This window comes from Fimbriimonadales bacterium (assembly GCA_035559795.1).
Lineage (GTDB): Bacteria > Armatimonadota > Fimbriimonadia > Fimbriimonadales > ATM1 > DATMAR01.
The window spans coordinates 1-25,572 of sequence record DATMAR010000003.1 but is presented as its reverse complement, the minus strand read 5'-3'; the positions used below and the strand labels follow the sequence as shown (position 1 = coordinate 25,572).

Annotated in this window: 27 protein-coding genes; 14 read left to right on the top strand and 13 right to left on the bottom strand. The window is 46.9% G+C overall.

The genetic code is table 11. The features are described 5' to 3' along the window. Positions 1–5: 5 nt before the first annotated feature. From VNK96_00675 to VNK96_00650, 6 genes are all read right to left on the bottom strand, one after another. Positions 6–2,270, bottom strand: a complete 2,265-nt coding sequence (locus tag VNK96_00675; GenBank protein ID HWP30233.1) for a PBP1A family penicillin-binding protein — start codon at positions 2,268–2,270, stop codon at positions 6–8. Positions 2,271–2,325: 55 nt separating this feature from the next. Beyond that, a complete protein-coding gene (locus tag VNK96_00670) occupies positions 2,326–3,300 on the bottom strand; it encodes a MucB/RseB C-terminal domain-containing protein (GenBank protein HWP30232.1) in 975 nt (324 codons plus the stop codon). A gap of 65 nt (positions 3,301–3,365) precedes the next feature. Beyond that, positions 3,366–3,836, bottom strand: a complete 471-nt coding sequence (locus tag VNK96_00665; GenBank protein HWP30231.1) for a hypothetical protein — start codon at positions 3,834–3,836, stop codon at positions 3,366–3,368. Positions 3,837–3,850: 14 nt separating this feature from the next. After that, complete coding sequence (locus VNK96_00660; protein ID HWP30230.1) at positions 3,851–4,519, bottom strand: sigma-70 family RNA polymerase sigma factor; 669 nt, start codon at positions 4,517–4,519, stop codon at positions 3,851–3,853. Between the two features lie 68 nt (positions 4,520–4,587). Further along, the gene (locus VNK96_00655; GenBank protein ID HWP30229.1) at positions 4,588–5,367 is read right to left on the bottom strand and encodes a hypothetical protein; all 780 of its coding nucleotides are present in this window, start codon (positions 5,365–5,367) and stop codon (positions 4,588–4,590) included. Positions 5,368–5,448: 81 nt separating this feature from the next. Then, entirely contained in the window at positions 5,449–5,964 is a 516-nt protein-coding gene (locus VNK96_00650) for a hypothetical protein (GenBank protein HWP30228.1), read from the bottom strand. A 103-nt stretch (positions 5,965–6,067) separates the two neighbouring features. Between VNK96_00650 and VNK96_00645 the strand changes: the two genes are divergently transcribed. From VNK96_00645 to VNK96_00625, 5 genes are read left to right on the top strand one after another with little or no spacing between them, the layout of a single operon-like run. Then, on the top strand, positions 6,068–7,615 hold the full coding sequence (locus VNK96_00645) for an ATP-binding protein (GenBank protein HWP30227.1): 1,548 nt from the start codon (positions 6,068–6,070) through the stop codon (positions 7,613–7,615). Beyond that, the gene (locus VNK96_00640) at positions 7,612–8,787 is read left to right on the top strand and encodes a sigma-54 dependent transcriptional regulator (protein ID HWP30226.1); all 1,176 of its coding nucleotides are present in this window, start codon (positions 7,612–7,614) and stop codon (positions 8,785–8,787) included. The genes VNK96_00645 and VNK96_00640 overlap by 4 nt, the downstream gene beginning before the upstream one ends. Positions 8,788–8,810: 23 nt before the next feature. Next, positions 8,811–8,957 (top strand): hypothetical protein, encoded by a 147-nt coding sequence (locus tag VNK96_00635; protein HWP30225.1) that lies wholly within the window; start codon positions 8,811–8,813, stop codon positions 8,955–8,957. 12 nt (positions 8,958–8,969) lie between these two features. Continuing rightward, complete coding sequence (locus VNK96_00630) at positions 8,970–9,215, top strand: thioredoxin fold domain-containing protein (GenBank protein ID HWP30224.1); 246 nt, start codon at positions 8,970–8,972, stop codon at positions 9,213–9,215. A 22-nt stretch (positions 9,216–9,237) separates the two neighbouring features. Then, a complete protein-coding gene (locus VNK96_00625; protein HWP30223.1) occupies positions 9,238–9,468 on the top strand; it encodes a hypothetical protein in 231 nt (76 codons plus the stop codon). 45 nt (positions 9,469–9,513) lie between these two features. Here the strand turns inward: VNK96_00625 and VNK96_00620 are convergent, their stop codons facing one another. After that, complete coding sequence (locus VNK96_00620) at positions 9,514–9,711, bottom strand: hypothetical protein (protein HWP30222.1); 198 nt, start codon at positions 9,709–9,711, stop codon at positions 9,514–9,516. A gap of 198 nt (positions 9,712–9,909) precedes the next feature. On the opposite strand from VNK96_00620, the gene VNK96_00615 reads away from it, so the two are divergent. Both VNK96_00615 and VNK96_00610 read left to right on the top strand, forming a co-directional pair. Then, positions 9,910–10,389, top strand: a complete 480-nt coding sequence (locus tag VNK96_00615; GenBank protein HWP30221.1) for a Fur family transcriptional regulator — start codon at positions 9,910–9,912, stop codon at positions 10,387–10,389. A gap of 84 nt (positions 10,390–10,473) precedes the next feature. Then, the gene (locus tag VNK96_00610; protein ID HWP30220.1) at positions 10,474–11,724 is read left to right on the top strand and encodes a PEP-CTERM sorting domain-containing protein; all 1,251 of its coding nucleotides are present in this window, start codon (positions 10,474–10,476) and stop codon (positions 11,722–11,724) included. A gap of 42 nt (positions 11,725–11,766) precedes the next feature. Here the strand turns inward: VNK96_00610 and VNK96_00605 are convergent, their stop codons facing one another. Continuing rightward, positions 11,767–12,204 (bottom strand): hypothetical protein, encoded by a 438-nt coding sequence (locus VNK96_00605; GenBank protein ID HWP30219.1) that lies wholly within the window; start codon positions 12,202–12,204, stop codon positions 11,767–11,769. A 130-nt stretch (positions 12,205–12,334) separates the two neighbouring features. On the opposite strand from VNK96_00605, the gene VNK96_00600 reads away from it, so the two are divergent. Together VNK96_00600 and VNK96_00595 are read left to right on the top strand one after the other, a co-directional pair. Continuing rightward, positions 12,335–12,631, top strand: coding sequence for a hypothetical protein (locus tag VNK96_00600; protein HWP30218.1), 297 nt, complete (start codon positions 12,335–12,337; stop codon positions 12,629–12,631). A 480-nt stretch (positions 12,632–13,111) separates the two neighbouring features. Continuing rightward, positions 13,112–14,374, top strand: coding sequence for an aminotransferase class V-fold PLP-dependent enzyme (locus VNK96_00595; GenBank protein HWP30217.1), 1,263 nt, complete (start codon positions 13,112–13,114; stop codon positions 14,372–14,374). 286 nt (positions 14,375–14,660) lie between these two features. On the opposite strand, the gene panC is transcribed toward VNK96_00595, so the two are convergent. Then, complete coding sequence (gene panC / locus VNK96_00590; GenBank protein HWP30216.1) at positions 14,661–15,524, bottom strand: pantoate--beta-alanine ligase; 864 nt, start codon at positions 15,522–15,524, stop codon at positions 14,661–14,663. Here panC and nadC point away from each other — a divergent pair. After that, on the top strand, positions 15,523–16,434 hold the full coding sequence (gene nadC, locus VNK96_00585; protein HWP30215.1) for a carboxylating nicotinate-nucleotide diphosphorylase: 912 nt from the start codon (positions 15,523–15,525) through the stop codon (positions 16,432–16,434). The two genes, panC and nadC, sit on opposite strands and share 2 nt — an antisense overlap. A 6-nt stretch (positions 16,435–16,440) precedes the next feature. Further along, on the top strand, positions 16,441–17,166 hold the full coding sequence (locus VNK96_00580; protein HWP30214.1) for a biotin--[acetyl-CoA-carboxylase] ligase: 726 nt from the start codon (positions 16,441–16,443) through the stop codon (positions 17,164–17,166). Positions 17,167–17,617: 451 nt separating this feature from the next. Here the strand turns inward: VNK96_00580 and VNK96_00575 are convergent, their stop codons facing one another. Then, entirely contained in the window at positions 17,618–18,841 is a 1,224-nt protein-coding gene (locus VNK96_00575; GenBank protein HWP30213.1) for a saccharopine dehydrogenase C-terminal domain-containing protein, read from the bottom strand. Between the two features lie 157 nt (positions 18,842–18,998). On the opposite strand from VNK96_00575, the gene VNK96_00570 reads away from it, so the two are divergent. Together VNK96_00570 and VNK96_00565 are read left to right on the top strand one after the other, a co-directional pair. Then, positions 18,999–19,904: a complex I NDUFA9 subunit family protein gene (locus VNK96_00570; protein ID HWP30212.1), complete on the top strand. Its 906-nt coding sequence runs from the start codon at positions 18,999–19,001 to the stop codon at positions 19,902–19,904. Between the two features lie 117 nt (positions 19,905–20,021). Further along, positions 20,022–20,345, top strand: coding sequence for a hypothetical protein (locus VNK96_00565; GenBank protein ID HWP30211.1), 324 nt, complete (start codon positions 20,022–20,024; stop codon positions 20,343–20,345). A gap of 139 nt (positions 20,346–20,484) precedes the next feature. Here VNK96_00565 and VNK96_00560 read toward each other — a convergent pair whose 3' ends face one another. The 3 genes from VNK96_00560 to VNK96_00550 all read right to left on the bottom strand — a co-directional run bounded on the left by VNK96_00560 (position 20,485) and on the right by VNK96_00550 (position 24,445). After that, positions 20,485–22,128: a DUF3352 domain-containing protein gene (locus tag VNK96_00560; GenBank protein HWP30210.1), complete on the bottom strand. Its 1,644-nt coding sequence runs from the start codon at positions 22,126–22,128 to the stop codon at positions 20,485–20,487. Between the two features lie 122 nt (positions 22,129–22,250). Continuing rightward, positions 22,251–23,699, bottom strand: coding sequence for an FAD-binding oxidoreductase (locus tag VNK96_00555; GenBank protein HWP30209.1), 1,449 nt, complete (start codon positions 23,697–23,699; stop codon positions 22,251–22,253). Next, entirely contained in the window at positions 23,696–24,445 is a 750-nt protein-coding gene (locus tag VNK96_00550; GenBank protein HWP30208.1) for an SDR family NAD(P)-dependent oxidoreductase, read from the bottom strand. Before VNK96_00550 ends, VNK96_00555 begins: the two co-directional genes overlap by 4 nt. Before the next feature lie 254 nt (positions 24,446–24,699). Here VNK96_00550 and VNK96_00545 point away from each other — a divergent pair. Next, a partial coding sequence (locus VNK96_00545; GenBank protein HWP30207.1) for a hypothetical protein occupies positions 24,700–25,572 on the top strand: 873 nt, incomplete at its 3' end.

The following is a 25,572-nucleotide window of genomic DNA, read 5'->3' as shown; positions in this document are numbered from 1 at the left end:
GTTTTTTATTGCCCATGGATTGTACAAGAGAGTTTGGGTTCCTCGCCTGCACGGAATTTCGTTTGTCTCTTTACGGGACAATATATCGTTGCGCGCAAACCGGATTCAGGGCAAATCTCGAGGGTTACAAACTTTTCGTCGGACGCTTGTGGAGGGGGGGATTCTGGAGGAGGTTCCAAAGGCATTTCGTCTTCTACCCGAATTTCGTCTTTCGGGGAAGCTTCTCGAATTTCGCGGTGGATGCTGCAAACCGGAATTTTCTTCGCTTCTGCAGCGGACATCCGTTTCGTTTCTGTCTCGTCGCAAACACCCGGTATCGCTCGCTCACCACTAAGTGTGCATATCGAAACGGAAATTTCGCCAGCTTCGCTTCCTCCGTAAAATTTCGGAGTTTTGTTGTTTCCCTTTTCACCGATTATTTTTTGGATCGGTTTCAAGGCGTCCGCCCAAAGTCGAGTTGCGACTTGGCCCCCGAAAACTCCTGCCATCGGCTCGTATTTCCAGGGGGGGTTTCGTTTCGGATCGTAGGTTGCGTTTGCAACCCATGCGATAGCAATCAATTCATCGGTAAATCCGCAAAACCAAGCATCCATATGCAATTGTGTCGTGCCAGTTTTCCCAGCAGCATTGAGCACACCCGAAGCGTTTCTCCCCGTTCCAGAAAGCACGACACGGCGAAGAATGTCGCGCATCGGTTCAGCAGTCGCCGGGCTAAGCACATTCGGAATGATTCGAGGGGCATATTCCCGTAATACTTGTCCGTTAGGTCCTAACACTCTTTTGATTCCGTAAGGTGTAACACGGTTCCCCCCCGTTGCGAAAACACTGTAACCTTCGGCCATTTCCAGAGGACTCACTGCGCTCGCCCCTAGCGCAAGCGGCAAAACCGGGTCTAACGGTGAGCGGAAACCGAAAACGTCTTTAGCGAATTTTGCGACTTGTTCTGCGCCGACCATACGCATCACGTGAACAGCCGGTACGTTTATCGAGCGCACGATGGCGGTTTGTATGCTCACCCAACCTCCGCTACCCCCCCCTCTCGGCTTCCACACTTTTCCCGTATAGGGGTCGCGCCAGACGAACGGAGCGTTCGAGACGACAGAACGGGGGTGGATGATTCCGTATTCCATCGCCGCCGCATAAACGAAGGGTTTGAAGGCGGAACCAGGTTGCCTGTGTCCGTGAGTAATGATGTTGTACTGCGATTTTTTAAAATCGCTCCCCCCCACCATGGCGAGAATCTCACCGCGATAGTTCATGACGACGATCGCACCTTCTCTCACTCGTCTCCTTCTCTCTCGCTTGAGAGTATCCGCGACTGCTTTTTCTGCGGCTTGCTGCGCTTTTATATTCAGCGTCGTCTCGATAACATATCCCCCCCTTGCGAAGTCTTCGTTCGGAAATTCCTTGCGCATCTCTTCTAAAACGTAAGTCACGAAATAAGGCGCGCGCAGAATTCCCATTTGCGTGGCGGGGCGAGGGGACAGGCGAATCGGTGACGATATCGCTTTTTCGTATTCCTCTTGTGTAATTTTTCCTTCCTCCAGCATGATTTTCAGTACGAGGTCACGATTGGTTTTCGCCACCTTGGGATTTACGAAGGGATTTTCCTCGGAAGGTCGCCTCGGAATTCGCGCAAGAAGCGCCGCCTCGGATAAGGTGAGTTTGCTGACGTCTTTTCCGAAATAAATGTCAGCCGCTGCTTTGATTCCGTATGCGCCAGAGCCGTAGAAAACTTGATTAAGATAAAGAGTGAGAATCTGTTCTTTGGTGTACTGTCTTTCGATGAGCAAAGCCAAACATGCGTCTTCGAGTTTGCGTCGCAAAGTGCGTTCGCTTGTCGTCAATAGTCTTTTTGCAACTTGTTGCGTGATTGTGCTCCCCCCCTGGCGCACGCTTCCCGAGCGCAAGTTCACGATCATCGCTCGAAGAATCGCCAAAAAATCTATCCCTCTGTGCTCCCAATAACGTTTGTCTTCCGCTGCAACCGTTGCATCGATAACGACTTTCGGTAAATTGTTCCAACTAATAGGCTCACGATATTCCGCAGCCATCGTGTAAAGCACTGTCCCATCGTCGGCAAGAATCACAGTAGGGTTGCGCCTCAGTTCCGCCTCGATTTGTGAGAGTTGCGATACCCGCCCTTCCAAAGAGCGCATGAGAGCATAAACGTAAACCGACCCTGAAATAAATGTAAGCAGGATAACTGCAGCGAATGTCCAGAGGGCTCGTTTCACCCAACGAATCCAGCGTCGTTTAGGCTTTTTCATGTAAAAGGGTGCGAGATTTTCTGATTATTGCAGAACTTGCTTCCGAAGATGCTTCCTATCGTAAAGACAAAATAATCCTGTCCAGGGTTTCAGGCTTTAGGTTCCCGATGGCAACCACCCAAAGGCTGTTTCTGTTCGTTCTGCGTATATTCACTCCTTGCCGCGAAGCCCCTGGCGGTAGCGGAGGAAGTTCTTTGCCCGGGGATTGGAAGAGGCTGACATGGTGGACGCCATCGGAAAAGTGAATCATCAAGATTTGCCTCTTCTCATGCATGCGAACACGACGCTCCACTTCTCGAAAACCCTCGGGAAGCCAGGTCGGAGCGAGTGCACGAAATTCAGGTCGAGGGTTTCGTGGCTCGATACGCGGGGCGTTTATTCTGAGTTGGAAATCGGATTCTTTGATAATGGGATTGTAGTTCACGTGAACAAATTCGAAACTTGCATGCTCCGCTCCACTTTTGTCGAAAAGAACGGCTTTGAGAATGAGCCCGGTCTCTTTGTCAATCCAGTATTTCTGTGCGATGTTTCCCTGTTTGTCTGCAATGAGCAAGCCATGCGTAGGACGGTTCGCGATAGGTTCCGAATCGAATACGCGAACAGTGATGCGCTTATTTTTTGCGGCTTCACGAAGATGACCTAAACGTTCTAAAAGTTCGAGTCTTTTCGGCACAGTGCGAAGGATTTGATTCGTATGGGGATTGTATTCTAAACGTTCCTTACCGTTTTGTATCACGACAAAGCCATGGCGAGGGGAATCCTCGGGATAGGTAATTCGCAATCTCATTCCTGATCGTAAGATGTATTCGTTTAATCGAATCCTTTCGCCTCGAACGATAGTTTCGATTTTTCGCGTACCACTGAAGCGCAACTTCGGTTGTGCGCGCAGGACTTTTTGAAGGAGCTCTTCTGGTGTGATGTCTTTTGCTGTTGCGGGAATTGCAACGAGAAGTAAACAATATGGTACGAGACATTTTGGGAAAGAAAATTTTCGAAAGCCTCTATAATCGCCGTGTTGAAAAGTAGGCATCGTTTTATTTATGATTAGTTCGCATTCCATTTTAAAGGGTAATCGAATCTTCACGAGTTCATCCCTCATAGTTCTAAATTCGAAGAGCCATAAAGTAATTCTTCGATGTCGTCTTCCTGCTTTGTGTTATTAGAGATATTTTCGTAAGCATTCGGTTGTGTTACACCGTCGGGGAGTATGCTCGAAGCGACCGCTTCCTCGTGCCATTCGAGTAGCGCTTTTCCTAATTCGTTCTGTAACGGCGTGTTCCTATTCGATAAAACAATGAAAAGAAGAATGCACGCTGTGGCGAGCGATGTAGATATTATCATCCAAGAGAAACTGCGATGAAATGGCTTGTTTTTTTTCGAAGACAATTGCAAGAGTCGTTCATTCAGTTTTGCGCGCCACTCCAGGCTCGGTTCTTCCCGAGTTAGATTTTGCACGCAACGAACGACGTTCGTATCTTCTTCTAAGAAAGTATCTAAGAACGCCATTTCCAAAGGCGTGAGCCGCTCGCCTTTTTCGAGTTTCGCTTGTAATTCTTTTCGTGTCATTTTTTATAAATCTCTTATAGATATTGTTTGATTGCATCCTGCAAGTGTTCCCTTGCGAGAAATAATCGCGATTTCACGGTGCCTACGGGAATGCGCAACACTTGCGCGATTTCTTCGTAACTCAATCCCTCTGCATCGTGCAGCAAAAGCACACTGCGGAGTTTCTCCGATAATTTTTGTATTGCTATTTCGACAATTTCTTTCATTTCTTCAGCAATCGCTCGAGTCTCAGGGTTCCACCGTTCGTCGGTAATTTCTTGCAAAAATGCCTCTTCATCACGTTCGATGGAGAGGGTCTCTCCTTTACGTTTTTCGTGCCTTGCTCTGTCTATGCATAAATTGTTTGCGATTTTGAAAAACCATGTTGCAAGAGAAGCGCGACCGTCGAAACGATGGATGTTTTTGAAGGCTCGGAGAAATACCTCTTGAGCCAGGTCTTCGGCTTCTTCGCGATGAGGAACCATACGGCGGATATAACCGAGTACCCTCGCTTGATACCGGTCAACGAGCAGCCCGAATGCCTCGACATCACGGGTTTTGCACCTTTTGAGCAGTGCAAAATCCACCCCTAAGGAATCGGGGTCGTTTCCCGTGATTCGCGACAAACCTATGGCTCCTGCATCACTGTTCACAGTTTCCGAAGCTCCATTTAGTTTGGACGCAGAGTCCCTCCTCGAGTTCACCGGTGTTTTAGCGGGTTATCAGCTCACTGTGGGAAGCCACAGCAATGCTTATGTCAACACTACCAGTATTATTCGGCGCTTACCGAAATTCCAGCATTACTTCGTTCCAAGTGATGGAATAGGTTGTGGAAACCAAGATACCATGCTCCTTGATTGAATTCAATGGGCGACACTCTAGACTCGTTACATCTTTTGATTATTGCTTCTCTTACATGTTTTAACGAATTTTTATTGCCTTTTTTTGCTTTATTTATTTCATTTTTCTGTGCGATGTGTAATTCTTCCAAAATATAGCTAACCCGCGTATCAATAGGCTGTAACAAAACTTGTTTATCATTATGTATATTTGAATCAAATATACAAGCAACGTCTCGTAAAAAGTAGGAGGCTATTTTATCACCTACCGCAATTAGGCTATCTAATTGGTTATAAATTATCTCTATTTGATTATTTTCAATTAGTTGCAACGAATAATTTATTATATTATTATCATCAAGATTTTGAATTAATTCAAGTGTAGATAAGACCATTCCTCTGTCATATCGATTAGTGACCTCGCCTTTTTGTAATTTGTTTTGTAAAGTAAATTTCCAATTTTCTTTTAGAATAGGCATACGCGCGCTATTTTTGAAATATTCATCTAATACTTTTATTGTTTTATGCAAAAACCTAAGTGAAATTTCATTTTTTCTGCCGCGTTTAAATGACTTATTAAAAAAGAAAATCAATGCTTCATACCAATTTTCTTTCAGTAATTTCTGTAAATCTTGTTTTCCTATTTTATTATACAAATACTCTTTTTGATATTTTTCCCCAAAGCTAGCAATAACTTTTAGTTGGTTATTCATCTTCAAACTTTCTAAGCTAAGAATCAGTTCGTTTGTCTACTTTATTTTCCCCCAACTCAAAATGTCATAAAATCATAAAATTCAAATTCGAACACCTAACGTAAAAGCGAATCCATCCAAGTCGCTCGAAACCCCTTCAACACCGAACCATCGGATTTCGAACAGAACCGGAGTGCCACCTGGAAACGTATATCCCGCCCCGACTTGGTATGCCGCTCGAGCTGCGGATTCGAATCCTGGACGTCGGACGAAAGAGATTCCAGCGCCTGCTGTCAAGTGGAAATCCCCCGAAAAGGCGGTGTAGTTGGCGAGAATCGGCACGCTCCCAAAACTCTCCTTGTTATATACATCAACAGAAACTCCTAAATAAGGTTTGCGCGGATTGCTAGGACCGGGAAGGTTCATTACGCGAAATTCCGCCCCTGCAACCACCCAATTGTCGCTCACTGCGCTTGCTTCGCTAGAGGACGGAGTGAAAATCCCGAATCGAAAAAGCAGCCCGAGTTCTCGGAACTCCTGAGCGTTTGCGGCTTGAGCGAATGCCCATAAAGAGAATAGCAAGGTGAGTTTGGCAGTGAATTTAAGAATGTGCTTCAAGTTTTGTCCCTCTTTTTGACAAGCAAGTTTCGACTTGCAACCTTACCCAATAGACGATTTGCTTTGTGTGAAAGAGGCAGTTTCAGCGCCGAGATAGCCGAAAATGAATAGGGTGCAAAAAAGTCTGCTTTTCAAGGAAGAAATCTGGGAACTATTTCAACTCGAACCGTTCGATAGCACGAACGATCAGCCATATTCCCTCAGAAAGGTCGTAGAGTTTTGCTCTCGCTGGTTCGAGGCAGATTCGGTTAGCCTCTTTCTACGAATTGATGGGTGCGATACTTTCGTACTTTCCGCTCAGGCAGGAGAACACAGTGCGTTGCCGGAGACTGCCACATTCGTTTTGGGTGCTGGGATTGCGGGAAAAGCCGCAGAGGAAAGCAAACCCCTCTTATTCGACGGTTCCCAAGATAGCGAATTTCTGATTAAAGGCTCTGCGATCGTCGTTCCGCTTCTCACGATGCAGAATGAATGCATAGGCGTTATCAACATGTCGCGCAATGAAAATCACTCTCCTTTTTCAAAAGAAGATTTGAAAAAGGTGATTGCACTCTCTCGCTATTTGGCGTTGGCAATTTCGAACGCGCGTTTGGTAGCAGCGTTGCATGCGGCAAAAGAGCAATATCGCGCAGTGGCGAACAAATCTTCCACTTTGATCGAGGCGTTGCATGCAGGAATCATCGTGATAGATTCTTTGCAAATCGTCATCGAAGCGAATTCTCGCGCACTGCATATGCTTAGGCGCACCCCGGAAAGTTTCATCGGTGAAATTTGGGAGAATGTTTTGCAGCGGTTCACTTCGGACACGCGTGAAGCGATAAACCATTGTTATGAAGAAGCATTATCAGGTCGAAGCACAAGCACCACGGGCAGCACGATTTTCGGAGAGCATTTTCGGGTGAGTGCCATACCCGGTTCTCAAAATAGAGTTACTTTCGTTTTTCAAGATATCACTGAACAAATCGAACGAGAGCGGGAATTCGAAAGAGCTCAAAGGTTCGTGGAAATCGGACAGATGAGCGCAGCTATTGCGCATGAATTTCGAAATCCTTTGACCAGTATTTCAGGAGCAGCCCAACTTATCAAGGCATCAGCGGATTTATCCGAAATTCGACAATGGGCAGATGTTATTCTGCATGAAAGTGCAGATTTGAATCATTTGTGCGACGATTTCTTGGATTTCGCTAAACCGCTCGCTTTGAAGTTGCGCGCGATAGATGTAAACGAACTCATGCAAAATATAGTTTCTTATTTCTCGAAAGAATGCCCAGAAGGGATAACTCTAAGGTTCGTTCCTTCGCCGAAAAGCCCGCACGTTCTTGCAGACCGCCTTCGCTTTACTCATGCGATTCGAAATTTACTGCAAAACGGAATCCAGGCGATGCCGAACGGAGGCCGTTTGCGAGTCGGTGTAGGGGTGCGCGATGACTGGGTATTGATTACGGTTTCTGACCAAGGAATAGGCATACCGTATGAAAATATGAATCGAATTTTCATTCCGTTTTTCACAACGAAAGCGGATGGTACGGGATTGGGACTAGCGAATGTGCGACGAGTTATCGAAGCGCACGGGGGGCGAGTGGAAGTGGTTTCCAAACCTGGTGTAGGAACGAGATTTCTCTTGAAATTACCAACGAGGAAAAGCGAATGAGCAAATCTAAAATTCTCATCGTTGACGACGAAAACAACATTCGAAAAATTTTGGTTGCCGCTTTCGAAAGGGCGGGATGGACGGCGGTTGCTGAAGAAAATGCCGAAGCTGCGCTGTCCAAACTCGAGGAAGGTTCTTATCATTTAATCCTCACCGATGTCCTCATGCCGGGTATGAACGGAATGGAATTTCTGAATGCTGTCAAGCAGAAACATCCGGAAATTCCCGTGATCGTCATGACGGCATACGGCACGATTCCTCAGGCAGTCGAAGCGATGCGCGCTGGCGCGGCGGATTACATTACGAAACCTTTCGATCTGGAGCAACTCAAAAAAACAATCGCTTTTTGGCTTCGCACTCAAAACAAACGAACCCCCACGCGACCGCGAGAAGAGAAAACATGTTTAGAAAATATCGTTGCAGTTTCTCAGCCGATGAAAAACGTTTTAGATTTCGTGCAGAGGGTGGCAGATTCACGCGCTACCGTTTTGATTACAGGCGAAAGTGGAACTGGCAAGGAAGTGATTGCTCGTGCGATTCATCGTTGCAGTGCGCGGGCGAATGCACCCTTTGTCGCAGTAAGTTGCGCTGCCATCCCGGAAACGCTATTAGAAAGCGAATTGTTCGGACATGAAAAGGGTGCTTTTACAGGTGCTGACCATGCTCGACCCGGACGTTTCGAAATGGCAGACGGCGGAACTTTATTTTTGGATGAAATCGGCGAAGTCCCTCCGTTAATTCAAGTTAAATTGCTACGTGTTTTGCAGGAACGCGAATTCGAGAGGTTGGGGGGGCGCAATCCCATTCGGGTGGATGTCCGTTTGATTTCTGCTACCAACCGCGATTTGCAGGAAGCAGTGGAAGAACGCACGTTTCGGCAAGACTTGTACTTTCGACTGCAGGTGCTCCAAATCGAGATTCCACCTTTGCGTGAACGAAGGGATGACATCGCTCCACTCGCCCTACATTTTTTGAACAAATACGCACCGGAAAACGGAAGTTCGATGCGAGAGTTAGACCCGGAAGCCCTGCGCTGCTTTTTAGACTATCCATGGCCAGGAAATGTGCGTGAATTAGAAAACGTAATCGAGAGAGCAGTAGTTTTGGCTCCCAAAAATATAGAGCGACTCACGCCCGAATTCCTGCCTATGGGAATACGTCAAGTGGCATAATTCGGTATCATAAGGCTTAGTCCATGAAACTGCATTTTTTCCTTATTACTCTTGTTCTTGCTTTTATCGCCTGCTCGCCATCGGTACAAGTTACCGCTTATAATGAAGGTTTAAAGGAAGCGAAATCGAAAAACACTTTGCTCCTCGTGGATTTTTATAGCGACACGTGAGGAGCTTGCAAAATGCTCCAAAACGAGACTTTCAAAGATAGTCGAGTGGAAGAGCAGTTAGCACAGTTAGTGCTATATCGAGCGAATGTGGGAAGTCTACAAGGGGGTTCGCTTGCGCGTGAATTCAAAGTAGATATGGTTCCCACTGTGGTTTTTCTGACAGGGGATGGAAAAGAAGTTCATCGCTTTGTTGGTTTCGTTCCTCCCGATGGTTTTCTTGGCGAACTGGAGACAGCAAAGAAAAACGCAGGTTTGTAATAGCACAAGGTAATCTCGAGATATGAAAGCGTGGAGAGAAGCAGAACCTTGGCAGAAAATTGCCTTTCTCGTTTTGATTATTTTGATCATTTTCCTCGTTTGGGTTTTTGCGAATCCTAGCTCTCCTTTTGAAGGTGCAAAAGGGACACTCATCAAGCAAAACACTAAAGAACCGCAACCGGTTCGCCCAACTCCGATGCCCCCTCAACGAAGCCCCGACCCCGGAAAGGCGCAAGAAAAAGAAGAAGAATAGCCGCCAGATTGCTCTGACGGCTGTCAAAAAAACGAATCTTTCTCGTTAGATCTCTGGGGCGTTCAGCTTTTTATAATCCGCTTCACTCACGAATTTATAGAGCTTCGTCCCGTTGTGTTCGGCAACGAATGCGTACCGAATCTGAGTCGTACCCGCTTTCGTTTTCCGAGGCATTTTCTTTTTCTTTACAGAACTGTCGGGAACTTCCACGAAAGACTTCGTCTTCACGTTATAAAACTTCAATTCACACCTCCGATTTCACTCCGTTGCCCGGAGCAGAGTTTTCAGGTCAAGTTCAAGTCTATCACGAATTGAGGGGAATTTCAGCCTTTTTTCGGGATTTTTTCTCACAAAAATAAAGGATTATAAAGGCGTGAAGTCGAGTGCTCCAACAGCGAAATGTTCAGTCTGGGGCATAATCAGATGGAGAGATAGCCAAAAATGAATAAGTTAGAACGCGAAACTTGTAATATCATAGAGGCTGAAGAGGCCGCAAGGTACGAAGAAATCGCACTTTCCCACCTAAAGAGTCTCGGCTTGCGAATTACTCGCCCCCGTAAGTTGGTATTGAAAGTTTTGGCCTCAACGAGAAAACCGCTGGGGGCATATCAGATTCGAGACTATGTTCTGAGCCAGGGACAGAAGATAGATGTGGTGAGTGTGTATCGCATTTTGGCTTCATTAGTAGAGGCAGGGCTTGCGCACCATGTCGGATTGGTGGACGGATATTTAGCATGTACGAGCGCGGAGCGCGGGAAACATCAAACGGAGCATCTCGTTTGTCGGAAATGCGGATGTGTCGAGGAGATTCCCGTTCCTAATCCCGCCTTTTCGGAGATTTCTGCATCAGCATCTCGACAAGGTTTTCTTTTAGAGAGTACTCGCATCGAAGTCGCCGGTACGTGTTCGCATTGCCGATAAATCTATTTCATCGCGGGGTGGGGATTATGAAATTTACTTCAAACTTTTTTTCGAAAATTGCTTTTTGTGTGTTAGAATGATTCTATGATTATATTTTCTCGGGGAGGTTTTCTCGCATTTGCTTTAGGTTGGTTGGTGCGCTTTGCGTGGTGCCAGCCTATTGTTAGCGACCTTAATTTTTATCAGGTGGATTGGGACTCGTGGGCAGGTGGGAGTCAAAGTAACTCGTTATGGGGTGGCTTTTCTTTTTCCTACATTCCGGATGAAGAAACTTATTATTTGAACCTTTCTCTTGCAAACTCGATGGATGATGAACCTGCTTGGGTTACACAGAACTTACCATTATTTGGAATTGAGGATGGATATGAAGGTGAACAATCGCTTTCGATCGACATAAATTTGGAGGAACTCGACTTTACAGTTGGCACTGACTGGCAGAGCACATTCTTTTACGTTTCCGTTACGCCAGATCCGCTGTCGGATACACCGACAGGGACTTTTGAGTTTGCAGACGTAGTGGATACGGTTTGGAAGTTCGATGATCCAGATATGACAGGAGCAGGTCATGCAGTGTTTAACCCTGGCGCACCAGCAGGCCACAAAGCGCAAGAAGAAGCGAGTCCTATTGGTCCCCCACGCAAAATGAACACGGTCGAAGAGAGACCGAAGCACTGCATGGCGGGAGCGTTTGCACGAAGCCTCGATTGGTTGAATCGTGAGTACAAACTCGGTGTAGATAAAGATGCGCAGAAGATATATAAAGACTTAGTCAAGGCAGGTGTAGCTGGCAGGTATTATCATGAGTCAGAAAATGAAAAGAACAATGCACAGCGAATCGTTAATAAGGCGGCATATTCGAAGCGCTTTCATAAAGGTATGACGACTAAAATTTGGGATTACCCAGGAAACGCCGTTGCAGAAATAAAGAAAGGAACATTGGACATTCAACCGGAAGAAGGGGGGGACGTTACGAAATGGCTTGCAAGGGAATTCGAAAACGGTGAGGATATAGAGCTCGGAATGTTTTACGACGACCGTGGCCATATGGTTACGGTTACGGGACTTTACATGCAAGACGGTAAAACCGTTGTTCAGTATATGGGTGACCCTAATCAGGAGGACAGTAAATCTGGCAATTTAATCCATGAAGGAATGATCGAAAAGGAAAAGTCTGGTAAGCACGAATTATATTATCTGAAGGGAAAGAAAGCGCGAGCGCTTATTACGATGGCTGTCTCGGAGTCAGTCCCCGAGCCTGCTACAGTCGTAATAATAGGGGGGGGAATTACGTATCTGGCATTGCGACAGAGAAAAGCGCGTAGAAGGCATGAGTGATAAAAATGACCGGGTTGACTTTGCTTTCAGGGTTCTACAATTCTACTCGTCTGTTCTGGTTTCCACGACCTTTTTTATAAGATATAATGTATTTTCAATCTCCACTCTTTCTGCTTCATCTTGAGTCTTCGCTATTTCTCTTTCTCCAACTCTTATTATAATTTGTCCCAGTTTTGTGGGAATGTAAATATGGAATTCGGACTTACCTTCGTTTAGAGCGTTTTCTATTGCTTCTTTCATTGTTACAATTTGCGCTATAGTATTTACAAAGGAATAAGGTGGATCCATCTGAGAAAGAAGATTATGAATTACCTCTGCGTTTTTTCTCGAAATTAGAGTCTTCTCGGACAAGGGACGGTCTTGGTCATTAAACAACACGATAACTATCCCTTCTTTCCATTTATAAGTTTTTTCCATGTGAATAACCAACAAACCCCACTTCAAGAAAAGTTCCCGATTTTTTGGTTTTTTAAGCCTCATTATCGTAGTCGCCTTTTTGGAGATCGACAGAATCTCGATGAAACCTTCATGATGGGAGAATGTGAGGCGCGAAAACTGAGAAGAATGCTAAAATATAACGCTCGTCCAGCAATAGGGGGAAAAAATGATTATGCTTCGAATCGTCGAGCGACCTGGGTCGAATTTGTTCCGTGTAATGAGCAAAGCGATGAAAACCGGCGAGTTACGTACCTTCGCTCTCGAAAGGGGGGGAAAGAGGGTCGTGCACAAAAGATATCCAGGATATATGAATTGGTCCTATAAAAGCGGTGTCATTACCGGCGAAATTCGAACTCCGAGGAAAGAAGGCGCCGAATGGCAATTTCTGAGTGCCTTGATAGGCATGCTCGCTCGAAAGTATGCGCCGGATGTAGAGGTTGTCGAAATCGAATTCGACGCATCGAAGTAGAAGTATATATAAATCCCCCCGGTTCCCCTTACGCAATCAGGGGGAACCTTACGGAGGGGGTCAAATAGAAGGACTAAATTTTTTCGTTGTATATGAAAAATAAAGCATTTTTTGAGGCAAAGAGATTTATTTCACCCCCTCCTTAGAGGTTCCCCCTCTTCGCTTCGCTCCAAGGGGAACCCGGATTGTTGATTTTTTCGACTCGTGGGAGCTCCGTAAGGTGCGATTTTCAACTTCTTACCCATTTCCTCGCTAAATTCTATGCAATCTTTCAATTAAAACCCAAGAATTCGATGCGAGCCTTTCAATAAAAAACCTGTTCCCCTTGCGTAAGCAGGGGGAACCTTACGGAGGGATCAAAAGAAAGCCTCAACAGCAGGAGCTGTTGAGGCATAAAAAGAGTAAATAAATTGAGAAATCGCTCGGCTAACCTTAATAATTTTCAAAGGAAACTATTCTCATAAAATCGAAAGAAAAGGCATGATGACCCGTAGAGCATTCTTGATGAGCGCGATGGGGATGGTCGCTTTTCGAAACGAAACACTGGATATGGTAGAGCGGCTGGTCTCTCGTTTCGAAGGTTTGCCTGAGGATGAAGAGTTTTGGGTGCAAATCCAGCAGGCATTCGCGCTCGACCGCACGATGATTAATCTCAACAACGGAGGTGTTTGCCCCTCACCCCGAGTCGTTCAGGATGCGTTGCGCCGAGCGTTAGAGTACGGCAACCAAGCACCGAGTTATTTCATGTGGAGACATTTAGAACCGCAGATCGAATCGGTGCGTACGCGATTGGCGAAATCCTTCGGATGCGATTCCGAAGAAATTGCCATTACAAGAAACGCGAGTGAAGCGTTGGAAATTTGCCTGTTCGGTTTCGATTTGCAACCCGGTGACGAGATTCTCACGACCACGCAAGATTATCCGCGCATGATAAACACGATTAAGCAACGCGAAATGCGCGAAGGAATCAAATTAGTGCAGGCGAAAGTGCCTCATCTTCCTCGCTCTCATAAAGAGTTAGTGAATGCGATTGCGCAAGCGATCACTCCGAAAACGAAATTGATTTTGGTTTGCCATGTGATTTTTTTGAATGGACAGATTTATCCGGTTCGTGAGATTGTGCGTCTCGGGAAAGAGCGCGGAATTCCGGTAATCGTAGACGGAGCGCACGCCTTCGCGCATATTCCTTTTCATCGTGACGATTTAGGTTGCGATTACTATGGAAGTTCTTTGCATAAATGGCTGCTCGCTCCGGTGGGGACGGGTTTTCTATACGTACGCAAAGAAAAAATCGAAAACTTGTGGCCCTTGATGGCTGCAACGGCAGAACAGAAGAAAGATATTCGCAAGTTCGAAGAAATCGGCACTCATCCTGCGGCGAATCATAACGCGATTGCAGAGGCATTGACATTCCATGAAATGATTGGAATCGAGCGAAAATATGCGCGACTCCGTTATTTGCAAGAACGCTGGACTCGCAAATTGCGAGAAGAGAAAAATGTTCGTTTTCACACGAACCTCGGTCGCAGAGATTCTTGCGGGCTGATTACAGTGGAGATAGAGGAAATCGAACCGGAAAAACTCGCGAACTGGTTGTGGGATAAGAAACGAATTTTCGTAACCACGATTACGAGCGACGACTATAAAGGAATCCGCATCTCGCCGAACGTGTATACGACGGTTTCGGAGATTGACTTTTTTGCAGAGGCGATGTTAGAGGCGGCGAGGAAAGGGATTGGGTAGTTTTTACGTGAACTTGACTTTCACGTAGGTAACGATATAGAAAAATAAATTTATCAGCGCTGCTGTTTATTGAAGATTTTCCATACAATGAGGATCACCAATAGAACGAGCAAAATTGTCCCGAACATTCGACCGAATTGATAGGGACTTTCTGGGATGATCTGCGAGATAGTTACCAATACGTCCATAGAATTATTCTAACTCGAAAAATGCATAAAAGTGCAAGGGTAAAACCCGTTTGGGAGCGAAAGAGGAATCGATGCCCGGAGTGCCTGCACATGCTGCTTTAGTCCTTCTCGTCAACAGAAACATTATCTATCAATCGAACCCCCCCGATATGCGCTGCGCCGAGCACTCGAGCCTTTGGATGATTCGAACTCTCTACAGGCTCTAAACTCTCTTCGTCCACAATCGCAATATAATCCACTTTGGAAAACTTCGACTGTAACAATCGTTCCCTCGCTCGCTGTTCCGCTTCGCGGGGAGGCATTCCCCTCGAATAATCTTCCGCACAGGCGCAAAGCGTAGTATAAAGAACCGGCGCTCGGGAACGAGCCTCGGGAGGCAACAAAGCGTTTCTCGAAGACATCGCTAACCCATCCGATTCGCGCACCGTTTTCCCGAATTTCAAATTGACAGGCATGCGCAAATCGTGAACCATCTTCGCAATCACGCGACATTGTTGCCAATCCTTTTCTCCGAAATACGCAAAATCGGGAATCACCAAATTGAACAACTTTGCAACCACCGTTGCCACTCCGACGAAATGTCCAGGACGAAACTCTCCTTCCCAGCGTTCCGTCACTTCTGGAACATGCACCGTAGTCCCGTGAAGCCCTTCGGGATAAATTTCCTCCACGGATGGCGCGAAAACTACATCGCATCCCGCACTCTCAGCGAGCCGGACGTCGCGCTCTTCATCCCGGGGATAAGTCGCTAAGTCTTTGGGGTCGTTGAATTGCGTAGGGTTTACGAAAAGCGACATAACGACTGTGCCTCGAGGTTCGTACTCCTCGCAGTCCCGAGCAGCCATTCGCAGGAGGCTTAGGTGTCCCTCATGAAGATATCCCATCGTAGGCACGAAAAAAACCGGACCCTTTCTCATAAGAATCGCCTCCGAAAGTTCGCTGGCTGTTCGCACGAGTTGCATGCGTGAATTATGCTGGGAATTCATTCCGAATGCGTTTATAGGATATGCTTATTTTCTACCTGTGGAACCTTTTTACGGCGATCCCCCTTTACACTGGGCGGAAATATGCGACGCGGCGCTTTGGGAGGACGTCGCATTAGGAGATGCTACACGAGAAGCCGTTCCTGAAGATTCGGTTTCTAATTACATTATCGAAGCTCAAGCCGAAGGGGTAGTTTGCGGGCTGGGGTTCGTTTTCGACCTGCTCTCTCCGTTGGCGAATAGCGACGAATATTGCGAATATCGAAAAGTGGATGGGGATCCCATAGAGCATGGCACTATCGTGTTTGTAGGTCGCTTGAATTCGAGAGAACTTCTGCAAAACGAGCGCACCGCATTGAATTTCCTCATGCATCTTTCAGGGATTGCCACGCTCACGAGAAAATTCGTCGATGCCGTTAGAGGAACGAAAGTGAAAATCATGGACACTCGTAAAACCCATCCCGGGTTGCGTTCTCTCGAAAAATACGCCGTTCGAGTGGGGGGGGGACACAACCATCGGATGACTTTGTCGGATGGAATTCTCATTAAAGACAATCATATTGCCGCGGCGGGGGGGATTGCCGAGGCGATTCGAAGAGTTCGTGAACGAGGTCCTCAAAACATGAAAATAGAAGTGGAATGTACGACAATCGCTCAAGTAGACCGAGCCCTATGGGCTAATGCAGACATCGTTCTGCTCGACAACATGAGCATCGGCGATATCAAAGATGCCGTGAGCCTTTGCAAAGGAAGAGCGCTTATCGAAGTAAGCGGGGGGGTAACCCTCGAAAACGTTCGGGAAATCGCCGAGACGGGCGTTGATTTTATTTCGGTGGGGATGCTCACTCATTCCGCCCCTGCACTCCCTTTCCACCTGGAGGTGCGATAACGATTTATGAAACCTGTTTTGAAAAATTCGCGAGGAATTTTGGAGGTCGAAAGCATAGACTCCACACAAACGGAATTGATAAAACGTGTTCGCGTTGGAGATACGCTTGTTTGTGCGATTCTTGCTTTCGAGCAAACTGCTGGTCGAGGGCGTTTCGGCAGAAATTGGTACAGCCCTAAAGATTCTTCTCTTGCTTTGTCGTTCGCTCTTTACGATTACGCAGATTGGAAACATCCAGAACTGCTCGGAATGGCGGTGAGCATTGCAGCAGCGAAAACATTGGATTGTCAAATAGCCTGGCCCAACGATTTAATCTTGAACGGAAAGAAATTAGGGGGGGTCATCAGCGAACTCGTTACAGAACCTTCTGGAAAACTCGTTCCCGTAATCGGAGTAGGAGCGAATTTAACCGTTCGAGAGTTTCCGGAAGAAATTCGAACTTTCGCTACATCTTTGGTCTTGGAAGGTAGAAAAGTGGGGGAAGATTCGAAACAATTAGCGCGAGAATATTCTTTTTCGTTGCTTGGTGCACTCGAAGAAATTCCTGAACCTCACTCCTTCCAAGATTTGCGACCTCTTTGGGAAAAATACGATTGCACACCTGGGAAAAAATATAAGTTGCCCAATGGTAGAGTTGCCGATGCAGAATGCGTTTCGGAAGAAGGATATTTAATCGCGCACGTCGATAACCAGCGAATCACCGTTCCTTCTGCTCAAGCATGGTATGGATAAAAATAATCTTTTCCCTACAGGTAGATGAAGGAAAGCCTCGACAGTCAGGAGCAGTAGAGCGTAAAAAGCAGGGGGAAGTTTATGGGGGGATCTATGCGTTCCCAAACAGGTTGGGAACAAGAAAAAATTTTATCCTTGAAGCATGGGGGAATTATTTCAAAGCCTCAACAGCAGGAGCTGTTGAGGCATAATTAAAAAATCACAAAGAATTTAGCCCCCCCTTTTAAGTTGCGTTAGGCAGATGAAATTCACCCAAAAAAAACCGGTTCCCCTTACGCAAGCAGGGGGAACCTTACGGAGGGGGTTAATAAAAACATTTCTATCATCGAGCATGGTAGTTCTTCGCTTCGCTCGAAGGAGAGTCTTTCAATTCTCATATCATGAAGTCTCGACAGCAGGAACTGTTGAGGCACAGTGAAATCTTTTTGCGTAATTCGAGGACTTTGTAGTCTTACGACTTATGGATACGTGCTTCTTCTTCGAATGTCGGTCCTTTGGCTGGAATGGTTTCTAAAATAATTCCGTCTTCTTTGAATTTGATGGAGCGAGCGAGGAGATTTCGAACCATGACCTCTCCTGGCATTGCGAGTTCGTATCTTATGCATCCATGCGGAATGTTTCCCTTCGCGATTTCGATGGCGACAATCGAAGTGGGGAATCCGGTCATACGCTCCATTGCAGAAAAGTCCGTTTCGTCGTCGTGAAAGTCGTGAATTTCGATTTCGTGACGTTCTTCTTTCCCGTTCTTTAATCCCGTGACGATTGCGCGAACGAGAACTTGGTCTTTGTCTTCAGGGTCTTGCAATTTCGGTCCCATTATCGCGCAGAAAACATCTACGGGAATTACAGTCACGCCTTTCACTTGTATAGGTTCTTTGCTCCAAAAGCCGCAATCCAAAAAAATCCTCATCTTTTCACAGTGTCCGGGGAAGCGAAGGGTCTTATATTCGTAAGTTCGCACCTTCCCTTCGAAAGTCCACGGAGCCGTGCTCGTTCCACCACTCGTGACGAATGCTTCTAATTGTCCTAAGCCCTCCCATTGAACCGTCTCTAAGTCTTCTAAAGTTTTTAATCGAACCAGTTTGTAATCGCGAATAGCGAAAGCCTCGTCCGTATATTCCGCTACCAAACCTTCTATGTTGAAACTGAGTTTGTAATAGAACGGAGGTTTCGGATGTTGCGGCAAACCTCCGCAATAAAGTTTTACGTCGTAAACCTCGTCGAATTTCGCCATCAAATAGGTCGCTAAACTGTTTACCAATCCAGGTGCTAATCCGCAATCGGGAACGATGGACACTTTTGCCGCTTTCGCCGCCTCGTCGAGTTTCATCGTTTCTAATGTAACTTCTGTATCCCCCCCCATGTCTACCATGCTCGTCAAAGTCTTTATCGCGACGGGGGCGATGTGAGGATGCATCCAATACGGTACACACGAAAGCACTACATCAACGGGCTCTAAAAACTTGGTTAAAGAATCTTCATCGAGTGCATTCACGCGATGAGGTTCGCAAACCCCTTTCGAAACCAAAAGATTGACGCGTTTCGATGCCTTTTCGGCTTGTTCATAAAAAATGTCTCCCATCAGGATTCTGTCTGCATCTCCATAAAGCGCTAAATCATATGCAGCGCATGTGCCTTGCATTCCTGAACCTAAAATTGCGTATGTCTTGCCCATAGTTTGCTTCTTTATATTTTGCTCTTTTCTTTAATTACGGTGAGAAACGAAAACGCCGCTTCTTCAAGAAACGTACGAAAAAAACGGTGCGCCCTCCAAGTATTCGGCGAACCTGATAAATTGTACCTGCTCACCTCATAGGTATGTTGGGAAAACTATGAAGATTTTAGTAGCCGGCGCGTCTGGTTTCGTAGGTTCCCATGTCGTCGAACACCTGCTTGCAGAGGGGTTCGAGGTTAGAGGGCTCGTACATTCCCGCGCACCTCGTTGGGAAAACCCTAAGGTCGAAATCGTGAAAGGAGATATTCGCAAGCCAGAAACACTATCCGAAGCACTAAAAAACACGAAAGGAGTCGCGCATTGCGTGGGGATTATTCGCGAGGGAAAAGGCGTTACCTTCGAAAACTTAGTGGCAGAAGGTACAGCGAATCTCGTAAAGGAAGCGCAAAAAGCTGGGACTGAAAAGTTCGTATTTATCAGTGCGCTCGGAACTCGCCCGAATGCGAGAAGCCGCTATCACCGAACGAAATGGCAAGCAGAGGAGGCAGTTCGAAATTCAGGAATTCCATTCACGATTTTGAGACCGAGCATCATCTTCGGACCCGAGGACGATTTCATCAACGCTTTCGCGGGAAAATGGATTCCTTTTCCGAGTGGCGGAAAGAATCTATTACAGCCAGTTTATGTGGAAGATGTTGCGCGTATCGTTGGATCGTGCTTTACGAATGAACTTACTAACGGAAAAACTTTCGAATTAGGCGGTCCAGAGCGGTATGAAATGCGGCAGGTGATTGCGATAGCAGAGGAGGTTTTCGGTCGAAAGGGGTTCCACCCTCCCATACCGATTTTCTTGCTAAAAATTATGGCGAGAGTGTTTTTCGATTCTCTCCAGAAATTCGGTTTGCGCATACCGGTAACGACCGACCAACTTCTTATGCTCGAAGAGCCGAATATCTGCTCGGATGAGGCGCTTGTGGAGGCAGAAAAAACGTTCGGAATTAAATTCACACCATTGAGAGACGGCTTGAGACAGTACGCTCCAAAACAAGGAGGCAGGTCGTAAAGTTACGAGAAAGAGACCTGCTGAGTCACAAATCGAATCATAAAAGATGGATCCTCCGTATAGTCGTATAATAAAAGTAGTAGAATAGCAAAATTATCGACGGAGGAACAACTCGGTATGCGCATGAGAGAAAGAGAACTAAGACGTAGAAGGCATCGCAAGGAAAAACGACTGAAACAAATTCTAAAAGAGAAACTCGCTGCAGCGAAAGCGGCGAAGGGACGAAGACGGGAACCCGAACCAGCAGTCGCAGCGGCTGCGACGACCGAAACTGCTCCCGTAAAAGCGGGAAAGACGGAAACGACTCCTGAGGTAGCAGCTGCAGCGACTCCTAAGAGAACTCGCAGAAAATCAACCGCACAAGAATCGAGTCCAGAAGAAAAACCGAAGGCCGCTAAAAAAACTACGAAAGCACGGAAAACAGAGAAAACTCAAGAGTAGGAGCGCCGTAAGGAGCGATTAAAAATGGATGAGTAACTTATTCGCTGCAAGTAAGGGGGGGATTCTCTATTTGTAAGAAAAAGCCACACCTGCAGATGCAGGTGTGGCAATTGTTACCATTTCCGACGCCAGGCTCGAGTTAAGTCTTCATTTGTGCTTCGGCTTTCTGAACCTGCTTCCCAACCGTGCGAATCACCTCAGGCAAATCCAAAGGAATCACCAAGCGAAAGGTGGACGCTTTTTCGGTGAGTACCCAATTCGCTGTAAGTTCGCGTTGAGAGAGCAACTGTTTCAAATTCACGTCCGGAGGAATCGGTGCTGATTGCTCGAGGAGTTCTACCAACTGATACATATCTACGCTCAAAGATGCACGCGATTCTGAATCCTCACGCAATTTCATGAACGCGTCGGAATGCAGCAGAGATTCACTCCCGACTCCTGCAACAATCTTATCGAGCAATTCCTTCCCATAAACGAACAGCACTTTGTCTTGGTTGATGGCGATTGCAATTTCCTTCGCTTCCGGACTGTTTTCTCGAATACGGAAAACTCGATACTCGCCCATCTTCGTTTCATCGAATCGGATCTTTTTTTCTGAGTCGAACTTTCCTGCGTTCGCTTTTTCTATCAATTGCAATGCGATTTCCGTCGCTTTTCCATTGTTGCTGTTGTCAATGGAGATTACAAAATACGGATCGCTGTTTTTCTCTTTGGGAGGATAAAGCGCTGCGTTCACTTCTCCACGGAATGCAGGGAGGAAATCCTTTTCGAACGAAAGTCCGAATATTTCTTCTAACTCATGTATTCCCTCTAAGATTTCCCTGTCTTCAGCCTCTCCAGAAAGTTTAAGCGCATCTCGGAAAATATCCCACCAACTGGATGGATTCGAAAGCGCTGCAGCCCCGAGAGCACCGGCAGGCATCTCTTCGAGAACGGAATAATGAAGCGTCGGCATTTTCGAAACCCACTTTGCGAACACCGGATTCGAAGGGTCGGCCGGTTGTGTGGTGTCTATCAAGATTCCTTCCTTGCGGAGCGTGATGCTGTACGCGAACCATGTATTTTCGCTAAATCCGAAAGGCTTAATTTCCTTCAAAGTTTGTGGGTCGTTTTTCGCAAGGGCTTTTCCGCTTATGAAAGTCATGAAAGTCGCATCGGAAGGCAACAAACTACGCGCATTTTTGAATTCGGGTTCTTCATACAGACTTTTGGCTTCGCCCTTAGCGACTTCGAATGCGCGTTTGAGCCCACTCACACGATTCGATACCAAAACATAATTGTTATGGAAAGCGACATACGTGTTCTTGTCGCTAACCAAGTAGTATTCCAAGTCCCCCTCTTTTTGCTTTGTAGCAAAATCCGCCATGAGCGATTCTGCGGAATTACGGTTGTAAAGCGCCGCGATAATGAGTATATCGGGCTCGTTTTTCACATTCTCGAAAATTCCGCCGAAAATGCCAACAGCGAAACTACCACGGAGTTCACGACGAATTTTTTGCAACGTGCCTTTCGGGTCAGCACGCAAAAGAAACTCGTCAATTTTCGCATTGAGTCCGCTGTCATCCATAGCCGCTTTGATTTCATTGAAAAGAGGCACCTGCTGAGGAGACGGCGTATTGTCGAAACTCATAGCCATAACGGCGTTCGCTGGAAGCAACTGAATTGCCGCTTCACCGTGGCGATTCAAAAGTTGCATCAGCCCGACTGTTCCGAACGCCACTGCTCCGATGGCGAGAACAGGGACGAGCGTTTTAGGAGAAAACACTCCCCAAGACCTTTTCATAGTTTCACCTCGCATAGTATATTGTTGCCCGAATCTGGGCACATCAGAACCTTTTATATTATAAAGCACTTACGTGCTCCCGGAGCTTCCCGTTGCGAACTTAGGCATTTCGCCCACGACCCTCACACAGCCGCGGCTCTCGATTCTTTGAGAATTGGCTTGAAGACCCTTCGATAGAGTTCCGTTTCCAGTATCTCCTCGGGGTCATACTGATGTTTCAGGGTGAAGAAGCGATGAAGGACCTCGTCTCCTAAGAATTTACGAACCGTCCCGGGGGAGCATGTGCTGTCTTTCGCGAAATAGAAGCGCCCACCTGCATCGAGCACGATTTCGTCGAGCGCGCGCAGAAGCGACCAAAGTCTTTCTCGATTTTTACGCGTAACCGGAAAATCCAGTGCGAGGGAGTAACCGTCCACTGCATGACTCAGCAAGAACAAGTCTCTACGATGTTTTTTTAGCACTGCTAAATAGGGAACGAGTCCACGCTCCTGACAAAGTGTGACGATTTTCTCGAAGGTTTTCGGAGCATTCTCAGTCGGAATGAACGGCTGATATTGAATGAGCCCCCCCGGACGATAACACCATTTCCAATTCGGAGCAGAATCCAAAAGGAAATTGAAATGCACGAGTGGCTGGGTGAACTTGTGCCCGTGTTCTCGTACTGCGCCGAAATATTTGAGAGAATTGATGATGCGCATCCCTAATGGGTTCACCCAAGGTTTCATTAAAAACCAAAGTTTCGAACGAGGGATGAATCCTAAAGTAGTATCGCGAAGTTCTTGAGCGCTAACAGAGAGACTCTCCTCCGGATGCGGGTCTTCACCTGGTTTCAAATAAGTCGCAAAATGAATCTGTCCGCGTCCACACGAACGACCCGAAGCGAAACAATCTATCCACCCTACGAGATAATCCGCATAAGGAAGCCTTCGCTCGAAAACAGAAAACGCTTCGTCCCAATTTCGCACCGCAATCGCTTCGACATTCAATAAGCCAGAATAGATTTTCTTCATTTGCAAACGCACCGAAACGATGCAGCCCAAAAGCCCGAAGCCTCCGATTGCCGCATAAAACAGTTCACTGTTTTCCTCCGGACTTACACGAAATAATCGTCCGTCCGGTGTCAATAAATCGAAACTAAGGACGTGTTCTCCGATTGGTCCTTCATGAAAGTTGTTTTTTCCGTGAATGTTCGCACTCAAAGCCCCCCCCAAAGTTACGAAACTCGTTCCGCTGACTACGGGAATCCACCAACCATCTTCGATAGTGTATCGCCAAAGGTCTCGAATGGTTACACCTGCCTCACATTCCACAACCCCTGAATCGGGTGACCAATCGATAATGCGGTTCATTCTCGAAAGGTCTATCACCACCCCCTCAGAACATTGAAAGGCGTCCCCATAACTGTTTCCCGTTCCTTTGAATGCTACTTTTAGACCCGCGATGCGCGCCTCTTCGATAGCATCCAAAATTCCCTGAATCGTATTAGGACGATAAACGTAACTGACACTCGCGGAAGCCATTCCCCACGCTTCGACTTTCGTCAAACGGTTTTTCGATGGAATGCTTTTCACACGTTCAATCTCCGAAAAATAGGAGAGGGTATAACCTGAATGATTTTCGATGCGAGCCACCACTTCCAAGGAATATAAGCGGTTTTTCCGAATTTCCTCGCGGCTTTCAAAATAAGAGTTGCTGCCTTATCGCATGAAATCATCCCGGGTAAGCGACCTCTTGCAAGGGTCATTTCGGTTTCGACAGGTCCTGGCTTCACCGTTACTACACTAACACCGAATTGGCTTAGACGATTCCGAAGCGATTCTAAATAGCATTCGAGCCCTGCCTTGCTTGCACTGTAAGCCGGATTTCCTCTTCGTCCGCGGTCGCCCGAAGGTGAACCGATGCCGACAATTGTTCCTCCTTTGGCTCGTTCGAAGCGTTTCGCTGCACAATTCAGCCAGGCTATCGCTCCGATTAGATTAACTTCGATGATTTCTTTATCTATAGCAGTGTTGTATTCGGTCGGTCCGATCTTCGGCATGATCCCAGCGGCATAAATGATTAAGTCGAGCCCTTCCAACTCGCGGACGAGGTTGTCGAAATGCTCTTCTGTGTGCTCGAAATCTCGAACGTCTGCCGCGTAAGGGATGGCGAGATTGAGTGTAGCACCGTTGATTTCGTCGGCGATTTGCTGAAGTCGGTCCGCCCGGCGAGCCACCATTCCTACCCGGCACCCTTGAGCCATTAATTTCCTCGCCAGCGCCTCCCCTATGCCGCTCGAAGCACCGACCACGATTGCCTTTTTCCATTCATACATCATTTCAATCTTTTACCCAGCTTGAAGCCCTCGAATTAAGCCAATTGGTCTGTTACAGTTTCATGAAAACGTTATAGTGAACTATTTATCGGCCTTTGTCGAAAAAATGGCACTCAGGAGCAAAATGTTTGGAACAGGCATTTTGGTTCAAATACGTTGCAATAACATATTGTGTATCTAAAAGCACTTTTAGTTGCTTTATTAAAAACTCGTCGCTCAAGGCGACTCGAAGATACTAATCCAAGAGGAGCACAAAAATGGCATATTTGGTAAAGCAATTCTGGCTAAAAGCAGTTTTGGCGCTGAGCATTGGGTTTGGCGCGTGGATGAGTAGCAGTGCACAGAGCTTGACTTGGCTCGGTACGCTAGGTGGTTTTACGAGCGGTGGCACGAATGTCTCCGCAGACGGCTCGGTTGTAGTCGGCTATGCACACACCATCAGCGGATATAACCATGCTTTTCGTTGGACAGCGTCGGGCGGGATGAAGGACCTTGGCACCCTAGGCGGCGCTGAAAGCTCGGCGTGGGGTGTTTCTGTCGATGGCTCGGTGGTTAGTGGCTATGCATACCTGACCTCCGGCGATGGTGCTATTCCACACGTATTTCGTTGGACATCGTCCGGCGGGATGAAGGATTTAGGAACGCTGGGTGGCCCTTGGAGCTATGGGTTTGGCATTTCTGCAGACGGAACAGTCATCGTTGGCAGGTCAGCCCTCGCCGGGAATTCGTCATCGCACGGTTTTCGCTGGACACCATCAGGCGGGATGCAGGACCTTGGCACTCTTGGCGGTTCTAATAGCTATGCGTGGGGCATTTCTGGAGATGGCACGGTCATTGTCGGTTGGGCAGACACCACCAGTGGTGCTTCTCATGCTTTTCGTTGGACGTCTTCTGGCGGGATGCAAGACTTAGGCACGCTTGGCGGCTCAAGCAGTGGTGCGCTTGGGGCTTCCGAAGACGGCTCGGTCATTGTCGGCATGGCATATCTTGCTGGAAATGTCTACAATCACGCTTATCGTTGGACGGCATCAGGCGGGATGAAGGACTTAGGCACGTTTGGTGGTGCTTTTAGTTTTGCGTATGACGTTTCTGCAGACGGCTCGGTCGTAGTCGGTATGGCAGATACCTCC

Excerpts from the sequence above, each read along its gene's own strand:
- VNK96_00665 (HWP30231.1), bottom strand. The coding sequence starts at position 3,836 with ATGACACGAAAAGAATTACAAGCGAAACTCGAAAAAGGCGAGCGGCTC.
- VNK96_00565 (HWP30211.1), top strand. The coding sequence starts at position 20,022 with ATGCGCATGAGAGAAAGAGAACTAAGACGTAGAAGGCATCGCAAGGAA.
- VNK96_00635 (HWP30225.1), top strand. The coding sequence starts at position 8,811 with ATGAAACTGCATTTTTTCCTTATTACTCTTGTTCTTGCTTTTATCGCC.
- VNK96_00595 (HWP30217.1), top strand. The coding sequence starts at position 13,112 with ATGATGACCCGTAGAGCATTCTTGATGAGCGCGATGGGGATGGTCGCT.
- VNK96_00670 (HWP30232.1), bottom strand. The coding sequence starts at position 3,300 with ATGCCTACTTTTCAACACGGCGATTATAGAGGCTTTCGAAAATTTTCT.
- panC (HWP30216.1), bottom strand. The coding sequence starts at position 15,524 with ATGCAACTCGTGCGAACAGCCAGCGAACTTTCGGAGGCGATTCTTATG.
- VNK96_00560 (HWP30210.1), bottom strand. The coding sequence starts at position 22,128 with ATGAAAAGGTCTTGGGGAGTGTTTTCTCCTAAAACGCTCGTCCCTGTT.
- VNK96_00675 (HWP30233.1), bottom strand. The coding sequence starts at position 2,270 with ATGAAAAAGCCTAAACGACGCTGGATTCGTTGGGTGAAACGAGCCCTC.
- VNK96_00575 (HWP30213.1), bottom strand. The coding sequence starts at position 18,841 with ATGGGCAAGACATACGCAATTTTAGGTTCAGGAATGCAAGGCACATGC.
- VNK96_00625 (HWP30223.1), top strand. The coding sequence starts at position 9,238 with ATGAAAGCGTGGAGAGAAGCAGAACCTTGGCAGAAAATTGCCTTTCTC.
- VNK96_00615 (HWP30221.1), top strand. The coding sequence starts at position 9,910 with ATGAATAAGTTAGAACGCGAAACTTGTAATATCATAGAGGCTGAAGAG.
- VNK96_00550 (HWP30208.1), bottom strand. The coding sequence starts at position 24,445 with ATGATGTATGAATGGAAAAAGGCAATCGTGGTCGGTGCTTCGAGCGGC.
- VNK96_00655 (HWP30229.1), bottom strand. The coding sequence starts at position 5,367 with ATGAATAACCAACTAAAAGTTATTGCTAGCTTTGGGGAAAAATATCAA.
- VNK96_00630 (HWP30224.1), top strand. The coding sequence starts at position 8,970 with ATGCTCCAAAACGAGACTTTCAAAGATAGTCGAGTGGAAGAGCAGTTA.
- VNK96_00580 (HWP30214.1), top strand. The coding sequence starts at position 16,441 with ATGAAACCTGTTTTGAAAAATTCGCGAGGAATTTTGGAGGTCGAAAGC.
- VNK96_00600 (HWP30218.1), top strand. The coding sequence starts at position 12,335 with ATGCTTCGAATCGTCGAGCGACCTGGGTCGAATTTGTTCCGTGTAATG.
- VNK96_00570 (HWP30212.1), top strand. The coding sequence starts at position 18,999 with ATGAAGATTTTAGTAGCCGGCGCGTCTGGTTTCGTAGGTTCCCATGTC.
- VNK96_00645 (HWP30227.1), top strand. The coding sequence starts at position 6,068 with ATGAATAGGGTGCAAAAAAGTCTGCTTTTCAAGGAAGAAATCTGGGAA.
- nadC (HWP30215.1), top strand. The coding sequence starts at position 15,523 with ATGCGTGAATTATGCTGGGAATTCATTCCGAATGCGTTTATAGGATAT.
- VNK96_00640 (HWP30226.1), top strand. The coding sequence starts at position 7,612 with ATGAGCAAATCTAAAATTCTCATCGTTGACGACGAAAACAACATTCGA.
- VNK96_00605 (HWP30219.1), bottom strand. The coding sequence starts at position 12,204 with ATGAGGCTTAAAAAACCAAAAAATCGGGAACTTTTCTTGAAGTGGGGT.
- VNK96_00610 (HWP30220.1), top strand. The coding sequence starts at position 10,474 with ATGATTATATTTTCTCGGGGAGGTTTTCTCGCATTTGCTTTAGGTTGG.